The following is an 8,607-nucleotide window of genomic DNA, read 5'->3' as shown; positions in this document are numbered from 1 at the left end:
CGGGTGGGGAGAAACCTCCGTCAGAGGATGCCCGCCCCGCGGGCCGCCGTCAGCCAGGTGGGGAACTCCGCCATCAGCGCGTCGTACAGCTCCGCGTCGGGCAGCGCCGCCGGCTTCCCGCCGGCCGGGAAGAAGCCGGCGTTGTCGACGAGACGCCCCGGGAGGTCGTCGAGGCGGCGGAGGAAGGCGAACTCGTCGTCGCCGAAGCCGACGAACTGCCAGAAGATCGGCAGGCCGGCCGACTCCGCCAGCAGGCGGCCCGTCTCGCCCTTGTCCTTCGGCGCGCCGTCCGTCTGGAAGAGGACGAACGCGGGGGCCGTCGCGCCGGAGGCGCGGTAGTGGGCGATGACGGCGCGCATCGCCTTCGCGTAGTACGTCCTGCCCATGTGCCCGAGCGTGTCGTGGATCGCGGCGATCCGGCCCCGGTGGGCGCCCAGCGTGACGTCCGCCGTGGTGTGCACGTCGGTGGAGAAGAAGACGGTCGGCACGACGCCGTCGTCGTCGAAGTGGGCCGCCAGGCCGAGGGCCTGCTCGGCGAGGTGCTGCACCGTGCCGTCCTCGTAGAAGGGCCGCATCGATCCCGAGCGGTCGAGCACCAGGTAGACCGCGGCGCGCTCGCCGAGCAGCCGACGCTTGTTGAGGCTGACGCGGGCCGACTCGTACCGCTCGACCAGGTCGGGCGCGGCGGCGGTGACCTTCTCCAGGCTGATTGCGGATGTCTCGGACATCGCGGGCATCGGGTCCTCTCCGTGGTGCGGTGTTACCGGGAGAACCGGCGGTGGCGGGTGGGAGTTCCCCGCTCAGGGGTGGTTCTCGTTGTGCTTGGCGATCCGGTCGGTCAGCTCGCGCAGGCCGTCGATCCGCATGGTGGGAAGCAGCTCCGCCTCCGGGTGGTGTCGCTGGATGAGCCCCCAGGGGCCGCGCCGGATCAGGGCGGTGCGGAGGCCGAGTGCGGCGGCGGGGCGGACGTCCTCGTCGAGGCGGTCGCCGACGTAGAGGATCTCGCGCGGGTCCATGCGCAGCGAGTGGATCACGATCTCGAAGAACCGCGGATCCGGTTTGGCGACACCCATCGTCTCGGACGAGCCGACCAGGTCGACGAACCCGGCGAAGAGGCGGCGGAGAATGGCCGTGGCCTGCCGGGTCTGGTTCCCGGCGATGCCGAGCGTCAGCCCGGAGCCGCGCAACAGCTTGAGCGTCAGGCGGGCGTCGGCGTAGAGGTCGTTCTCGCCGAACCACTCGTGTTCGCCCACCGCGGCCCGTTTCTCCCGCTCCACCGCCAGGTCGAACTCCGGCCGGAAGATCCGGAGCGCCTCCATCGGGTCCCGCCCCTGGGCGACCATGGCCCCGAACTGGGCGGAGAACGTGTGCCGAGGCGCCCCCACCCAGGCCGCCCAGCCCTCCCACTCGCGGCTCTCGTCCAGCAGACACTCGCCGACGTCGAACACGACTGCTCGAATCATGGCCGGCAGCGTAGGGCCGCCCGGCGGGGCGCGAAACGGCGTCGTCGCCGGATCGGGCGGAATGTCGGCGAAACGGGGACGGGCGGCCACGCGGTACGGCATATTGCCGCGCAGCGATGCGCCATGACCGATCCGCCGTGCACGACGCCCCCGAATTCGAACAGGCGTGTTGCGCTCACCCCGACCGCGTCCCCCGAAGGTGTCTTCCGTTGCGCAATGCGGTGGAAGCTCGTAACTCGGCGCGCCGAAAACCGTCCACAGTGAGGAAGAAGGACAGGACGGACCGAGGGAGCTGCGATGGCCTGGGCGGAGGGCGCTTGTGTGGTCGACACGCGGACCGGCAGGGTCGGCCGTGTCACGGGTCGGCGCGGTACCCGGTTGCGGCTGCGCGCGTTGGACGGCGGGCGGCTCTGGGAGTGCCCGCAGGACGCGGTGCGCGCCGCGACCGAGTGGGAGCAGCGGAACGCGGACGTGCTCGACGCCAGCTCGCGCTTCTGGCGCGCCGCCGGGATGTGAGGCGGGCGGCCGCGCCGCGGGCGTCGGCCCCGGCCGGGATGTCCTGGCCGCCGGCGAGTGGAACACTGTCCGGCGGGCCCGGCACCGCTTCGGAATCTGACGCCGAACGATCGATCGGGGCAAGGTCGCGAGAGATACGGGGTGTTGCTCGTGGGTTCGGTGGCGCGGCGGGACGTCTACACGGCGCAGAGTCTGCTCGAGGTGGCGGTGGGCGTCTTCAACGAGCGCGGCTACGACGGCACGTCGATGGAGCACCTGTCGCGGGCGGCCGGCATCTCGAAGTCCTCCATCTACCACCACGTGCCGTCCAAGGAGGAGTTGCTGCGGCGGGCCGTCGCGCACGCGCTCGACGGCCTGTTCGCCGTGCTCGACGAGCCGGCGGCCGGGGAGGGGCGGGCGGTGGCGCGCCTGGAGCGGGTGGTGCGGCGTACCGCCGAGGTGCTGATGGAGCGGCTGCCCTACGTGACGTTGCTGCTGCGGGTGCGGGGCAACACGGACACCGAGCGGTGGGCGCTGGTGCGGCGGCGGGAGTTCGACCAGCGGGTGGCGGAGCTGGTGCGGGCCGCGGTGGCGGAGGGCGACCTGCGGCCCGAGGTGGACCCCCGGCTGGCGACACGGCTGTTGTTTGGGATGATCAACTCGATAGTGGAGTGGTATCGGCCACATCCCGGGGAGCCAGTGGTCTCGGGGGATGTGGTCGAAGCCGTCATTTCCACCGCATTCGACGGGCTGCGGCAGCCGGCCGTGAGCGGTTCCGCGCCATAGCGCGGCGATCGCCCCCACCGTCGTGTGGCATCAACTACCCTTGCCCGGCGTGGGGGTGGCGCACCAGTCTCAGGCGACCCCGGAGAACCCATGAACACCGACCGCCTCAGCCACGGCCTCAGCCTCAGCCACGGCCTCGGCCACGTGCAGGCCCAGCCGCACGGCCAGCCCCAGGCGCAGCCGCAACCCCAGCTCCAGCCGCGACTCCAGGACCGGTATCCGGCGCCGCACCCGTCCCTCCCGGCCGGCTACCCGGCCCCGACGACGTCCGGCGTGCCGGGGCTCGCGAGCGCCGCGCGGTCCTGGAAGGCCCCGGACTGGGCGGAGGCCGAGGAGTTCATCCGCCAGTTCCACGCCGAGAACCCCGAGCAACCGGTCCCGATGGGCATGCGGTTGCGGCAGATCCGGGAGCACCTGGAACGCACCGGCACCTACCGCCACACCCGTGCCGAGCTGGAGTTCGGCGCCCGGGTCGCCTGGCGCAACTCCAGCCGCTGCATAGGCCGGCTCTACTGGAAGAGCCTCCGGGTCCTCGACCGCCGCACCTCCTCCACCGCCGAGGAGATCCACGCCGACCTCTGCGAGCACCTGCGGCTGGCCACCAACGAGGGCCGGATCCGCCCGGTCATCTCCGTCTTCGCGCCCGCGACCCCGTTCCGCCGGGCGCCGCTGGTCTGGAACAGCCAGCTGATCCGCTACGCCGGCTACCGCACCGTGGACGGCGGCGTCGTCGGCGACCCGGGGAACGTCGACTTCACCGACGCCGTGCGGCGCCTCGGCTGGCAGGCGCCCGGCGGCTGGTTCGACGTGCTGCCGATGGTGATCGAGACGCACGGCGACAAGCCGCAGCTCCTCGACGTGCCGCGCGACCTGGTGCTCGAAGTGCCGATCACCCACCCCGACCTCCCGGCCTTCGCCGAACTCGGCCTGCGCTGGCACGCCGTCCCCGCCATCTCGCACATGCGGCTCTCCATCGGCGGCGTCGACTACCCGCTGGCCCCCTTCAACGGCTGGTACATGGGCACCGAGATCGGCGCCCGCAACTTCGTCGACGAGGACCGCTACAACCTGCTGCCCGTGGTGGCCGAGCTGCTCGGCCTCGACACCAGCAAGGAGACCACGCTCTGGAGGGACCGGGCCCTGGTCGAGCTGAACGTCGCCGTGCTGCACTCGTTCGAGGCGGCCGGCGTCAAGATCACCGACCACCACACCGAGTCGCAGCGCTTCCTCACCCACATCGAGCGCGAGGAGCGGCAGGGGCGGCGCGTGCCGGCCGACTGGAGCTGGATCGTGCCGCCCGTCTCGGGCGGCGTGACCCCGGTCTTCCACCGCTACTACGACGAGGCCGACCAGCGGCCCAACTTCTACCTGGACGAGGAGGCGCGGGCCCGCGCGGCCGGCTGCCCCGTCGCACACTGAGCCGTCGGCCGGAGCCGGTGGTGCCGCCGGCAGGGTCGCCCGTCGCCCGTCGGTCGGCTACGAGGCGAACGAGCCGTATGTCGGGCGCCCCGCCGGCTCGTACACGTGGACCGCGACGCCGGCCCCGGTGGTGCGCGACTCCTTCAACCGCAGCGCCGTCGGCCGGGTCCCGGCCGCGAAGAGCCGGTGCCCGGTGCCCAGCACCACCGGGTAGACCAGCAGCCGCACCTCGTCGATCAGGTCGAGCGCGAACAGCGAGCGGGCCAGGGTGCCGCTGCCGTGGATCTGCAACTCCCGGCCGGGGCGCTGCCTCAGCTCCGCCACCCGCGCCGGCACGTCCGCGTCGAACACGGTGGTGCCCGCCCAGTCGGCGCCGGTGAGGGTGGTCGAGGCGACGTACTTGGGCAGCGCGTTGAGCCGGGACGCGATCGGGTCGGCCGGGTCGGTCTGCTTCGGCCAGAAGCCGGCGAAGATCTCGTACGTGCGGCGCCCGAGCAGGAACGCGTCCGCCTGCTCGAACCAGCCGCTGACCAGCCGGCCGAACTCCTCGTCGGCGTAGGGGTGGGACCAGCCCCCGTGGGTGAAGCCGTCCGACGTGTCCTCCTCGGGCCCGCCGGGGCCCTGCACCACGCCGTCCAGGGTCAGGAACTCGGTCAGGGTCAGCCGCATGGCGTCTCTCCTCGCACCTCGGGTCGTTTCCGGTGCGGGGAGGACCGGGACGGACCGGCGAACTCATCGGCCCCGGCGCGATCGGGTGAGGACTGGGTGAGGACCGGGGGAGGACCGGGTGAGGACCGGAAGCACGGGCCTACTCGGGAAGCAGGTCGGTCTCCTCGAAGACCAGCAGGGTGCGGGTGGACAGCACCTCGGGCATCGCCTGGATCCGGGTCAGCACCAGCTCACGCAGGGCCCGGTTGTCCGCGGTGTGCACCAGCAGCAGCACGTCGAAGTCGCCGCTGACCAACGCGATGTGCGTGGCGCCCGGCAGGCAGGCCAGCTTGCTGCGCACCGAACGCCAACTGTCCTGCACGATCTTCAGCGTGATGTAGGCGGAGGCCCCCTGCCCCGCCCGCTCGTGGTCCACCAGGGCGGCGAAGCCGCGGATCACGCCGTCGTCCAGCATCCGGTTGATCCGGGCGTAGGCGTTGGCCCGGGAGATGTGCACCTGCTCGGCGACCGACCGGATCGAGGCGCGGCCGTCCGCGCGGAGCAGCCGCAGGATCGCCGCGTCGATCGGATCCAGCGGCCGGATCGGGGAGCCCTGGACCACGAACGAAGGGGCCGTGGGCAACTGGTCTTCCCTCATGCGGATTCTCCGACCCTCCCTGGACGTCCTGCCCCCATGGGACGGCAAACCGGGCCAGCTGTCCACAGGGTCGTACGACCCGTAGCCAGGATGCGTCGTCGACCGAACAATCGGTAGGGAGAACCGCCGACCGGGCGACGCGACGACGGGAGGTACCTGACGTGGGGGACGCGGAGGCGCGGAGCGCCGACGACCTGCTGCCGGAGCCCGAGCCCCATCGGGTGCTCGGCACCGGCGCCGAGCCGGAGCCCGAGACCTGGCCCGAGCTCTACCGCCACCTGGTGCGGGGCCGCCGCTACAACACCCAGGCGACCGTGCTGACCCGACAGGGCCGGCTCGCCGTCTACCCCTCCTCCACCGGGCAGGAGGCGTGCCAGGTCGCGGCCGCGCTGGCCCTCGAACCGCGGGACTGGCTGTTCCCCAGCTACCGCGACACGCTCGCCGCCGTCGTCCGCGGCCTCGACCCGGTGGCGGCCCTCGGGCTGCTGCGCGGCGACTGGCACACCGGCTACGACCCGCGCGCGCTGCGGATCGCCCCGCTCTGCACCCCGCTCGCCACCCAACTCCCGCACGCCGTCGGCCTGGCACACGCGGCCCGGCTGCGCGGTGACGACGTGGTCGCGCTCGCCCTGGTCGGCGACGGCGGCACCTCGGAGGGCGACTTCCACGAGGCGCTCAACTTCGCGGCCGTGTGGCGGGCCCCCGTCGTCTTCCTGGTGCAGAACAACGGCTACGCCATCTCCGTGCCGCTGGCCAAGCAGTCGGCGGCGCCCAGCCTGGCGCACAAGGCCGTCGGCTACGGCATGCCCGGCCGACTCGTCGACGGCAACGACGCGCCGGCCGTGCTCTCCGTACTGCGGCAGGCGCTGGCCCGCGCCAGGGCGGGCGGCGGCCCGACGCTGGTCGAGGCACTGACCTACCGACTCGAAGCCCACACCAACGCCGACGACGCCGGCCGCTACCGGCCGGACGCCGAGGTCGCGGCCTGGCAGGACCGGGACCCGCTGGCGCTGCTCGGCGCCGAACTGCGGCGGCACGGGCTGCTCACCGACGACCGGGAGGCCGCGCTGCGCGCGGAGGCCGACGACCTCGCCGCGACCCTGCGGGCCGGCCTCGGCACCGAGCCCGCACTCGACCCGGCCGACCTGTTCGCCCACGTCTTCGCCACGCCCACCCCCCAACTGCGGGAACAGGCCAGACGGTTGGGGGTGGCGTCGGCGTGATCACGATGGCCCGCGCGCTGAACCGCGCGCTGCGCGACGCGTTGGCGGACGACCCCTCGGTGCACCTGCTCGGCGAGGACATCGGCACGCTGGGCGGCGTCTTCCGGGTGACGGACGGCCTGGCCGCCGAGTTCGGCGACGAACGCTGCACGGACACGCCGCTGGCCGAGGCCGGGATCCTGGGCACCGCCACCGGGATGGCCATGTACGGGCTGCGTCCCGTGGTGGAGATGCAGTTCGACGCGTTCGCCTACCCGGCGTTCGAGCAACTGGTCTCGCACGTCGCCCGGATGCGGAACCGGACGCGCGGCGCGATGCCGCTGCCGCTGACGGTGCGGATCCCGTACGGCGGCGGCATCGGCGGCGTCGAGCACCACAGCGACTCCTCCGAGGCGTACTACATGGCGACGCCCGGCCTGCACGTCATGACACCGGCGACGGTCGCGGACGCGTACGGCCTGCTGCGGCAGGCCATCGCCTCCGACGACCCGGTGGTCTTCCTCGAACCGAAGCGGCTCTACTGGGCCAAGGGCGAACTCGAACCGGACGTCCCGCCGGGCGGGCAGGCGGTGGTGCGGCGCCCCGGCACGTCGGCCACGCTGCTCTGCTACGGCCCGGCCGTGCCGGTCTGCCTGGCGGCCGCCGAGTCGGAGGCGGCCCGGGAACGGGGCTGGGACCTGGCCGTCGTCGACCTCCGCACGCTGGTGCCGTTCGACGACGAGACGGTGTGCGCGGAGGTGCGGCGCACCGGACGGGCGGTCGTCGTCCACGAGGCCGCCGGCTTCGCCGGCCCCGGCGCGGAGATCGCGGCCCGGGTCACCGAGCGGTGCTTCCACCACCTGGCGGCGCCGGTGGCACGCGTCACGGGCTTCGACATCCCGTACCCGCCGCCGCTGCTGGAACGCCACCACCTGCCCGACGCGAACCGGGTGCTGGCGGCGGTCGCCGGCCTGCAGTGGGAGGACTGAGGTTCCGTGACCGAGGTTCCCGGAAACGTGTTCCTGCTGCCCGACCTGGGCGAGGGCCTGACGAGCGCGGAGGTCGTGCGCTGGTTGGTCGACGTCGGCGACACCGTGACGGTCGACCAGCCGGTGGTGGAGGTCGAGACCGCCAAGTCGGTCGTCGAACTCCCCTGCCCCTACGAGGGCGTGGTCGCCGCGCGCCACGGCGCGCCGGGCGAGGAACTGCCGGTCGGCGCCGAGCTGTTGCGGCTGCACGACGAACCGGCGTCGTCCTCCGGACCGGTGCTCGTCGGCTACGGGACCGCGCCTGGCGGCGCACCGCAACCGACGGCACCTGCACCGGCACCGGCAGCGGTCCCGGTCCCTGTGCCGGCCTCGTTCACGGGGACGGCGGTCGCCGTGGTCTCGCCGCTGGTGCGGCGGCTGGCGCGCGAGCGCGGCGTCGACCTCCACACCGTGACCGGCAGCGGCCCCGGCGGCCTCATCATGCGCGCCGACGTCCTGAACGCGTCCCCCCACGAAGGGGCCGCAGGCACGGGCCCGGCGCCCGTCCCGGGCACCGGGCTGGCCGGCTCTGCCGGCTTGGCGGTGGGGCCGCCGGCCGGTAGTGGTGCTGGCTCTGCCGGCGACCCGCAGGGCCTTCCGGCGCCCGCCGGCGCCGTGTCGGCTGGCGGCGAAGCCGCCTCGGGCACCCGGCTGGCCGGCTCTGCCGCCGCAGGCGGGCTGGGGGCCGGCGGGCCTGTCGTCTCCGCCGTAGGCGGCTCGCCCGGCGGCGAAGCCGCCTCGGGCGCGGGCCCGGCGCCCGTCCCGGGCACCGGGCCGGCCGGCTCCGCCGGCCTGGCGGTGGGGCCGCCGGCCGGTAGTGGTGCCGGCTCTGCCGGCGACCCGCAGGGCCTTCCGGCGCCCGCCGTAGGCGGGGTTGTCGGGATGCGGGGGGTGGCGTGGGTGATGGC

At 73.7% G+C, this 8,607-nt stretch carries 10 protein-coding genes; 6 read left to right on the top strand and 4 right to left on the bottom strand.

Annotation, left to right across the window (positions count from 1 at the left end):
• Nucleotides 1-20 precede the first annotated feature (20 nt).
• Both E1283_RS26100 and E1283_RS26095 read right to left on the bottom strand, forming a co-directional pair.
• Nucleotides 21-728, bottom strand: coding sequence for a vWA domain-containing protein (locus tag E1283_RS26100; protein WP_132820602.1), 708 nt, complete (start codon nucleotides 726-728; stop codon nucleotides 21-23).
• 72 nt (nucleotides 729-800) lie between these two features.
• Entirely contained in the window at nucleotides 801-1,463 is a 663-nt protein-coding gene (locus E1283_RS26095) for an HAD family hydrolase (RefSeq protein WP_132820601.1), read from the bottom strand.
• Nucleotides 1,464-1,760: 297 nt separating this feature from the next.
• Between E1283_RS26095 and E1283_RS26090 the strand changes: the two genes are divergently transcribed.
• The 3 genes from E1283_RS26090 (at nucleotide 1,761) to E1283_RS26080 (ending at nucleotide 4,163) form a co-directional block, all read left to right on the top strand.
• Entirely contained in the window at nucleotides 1,761-1,979 is a 219-nt protein-coding gene (locus E1283_RS26090; protein WP_132820600.1) for a hypothetical protein, read from the top strand.
• 141 nt (nucleotides 1,980-2,120) lie between these two features.
• Entirely contained in the window at nucleotides 2,121-2,744 is a 624-nt protein-coding gene (locus tag E1283_RS26085; RefSeq protein WP_243745112.1) for a TetR/AcrR family transcriptional regulator, read from the top strand.
• Nucleotides 2,745-2,834: 90 nt separating this feature from the next.
• A complete protein-coding gene (locus E1283_RS26080; protein ID WP_207930524.1) occupies nucleotides 2,835-4,163 on the top strand; it encodes a nitric oxide synthase oxygenase in 1,329 nt (442 codons plus the stop codon).
• Between the two features lie 57 nt (nucleotides 4,164-4,220).
• Here the strand turns inward: E1283_RS26080 and E1283_RS26075 are convergent, their stop codons facing one another.
• The gene (locus E1283_RS26075; RefSeq protein ID WP_132820599.1) at nucleotides 4,221-4,832 is read right to left on the bottom strand and encodes a dihydrofolate reductase family protein; all 612 of its coding nucleotides are present in this window, start codon (nucleotides 4,830-4,832) and stop codon (nucleotides 4,221-4,223) included.
• Nucleotides 4,833-4,971: 139 nt separating this feature from the next.
• Nucleotides 4,972-5,469: an Lrp/AsnC family transcriptional regulator gene (locus E1283_RS26070; RefSeq protein WP_132820598.1), complete on the bottom strand. Its 498-nt coding sequence runs from the start codon at nucleotides 5,467-5,469 to the stop codon at nucleotides 4,972-4,974.
• Nucleotides 5,470-5,630: 161 nt separating this feature from the next.
• Between E1283_RS26070 and E1283_RS26065 the strand changes: the two genes are divergently transcribed.
• The 3 genes from E1283_RS26065 to E1283_RS38260 form a co-directional block, all read left to right on the top strand.
• Nucleotides 5,631-6,692: a thiamine pyrophosphate-dependent dehydrogenase E1 component subunit alpha gene (locus E1283_RS26065; protein ID WP_132820597.1), complete on the top strand. Its 1,062-nt coding sequence runs from the start codon at nucleotides 5,631-5,633 to the stop codon at nucleotides 6,690-6,692.
• A gap of 5 nt (nucleotides 6,693-6,697) precedes the next feature.
• Nucleotides 6,698-7,660 (top strand): alpha-ketoacid dehydrogenase subunit beta, encoded by a 963-nt coding sequence (locus E1283_RS26060; RefSeq protein ID WP_132820603.1) that lies wholly within the window; start codon nucleotides 6,698-6,700, stop codon nucleotides 7,658-7,660.
• Between the two features lie 6 nt (nucleotides 7,661-7,666).
• A partial coding sequence (locus E1283_RS38260; RefSeq protein ID WP_243745111.1) for an E3 binding domain-containing protein occupies nucleotides 7,667-8,607 on the top strand: 941 nt, incomplete at its 3' end.

The organism is Streptomyces hainanensis (assembly GCF_004348415.1).
GTDB lineage: Bacteria > Actinomycetota > Actinomycetes > Streptomycetales > Streptomycetaceae > Streptomyces > Streptomyces hainanensis.
Note: the sequence above shows the minus strand (reverse complement) of the source record. Positions and strands in the feature narration are given on the sequence as shown.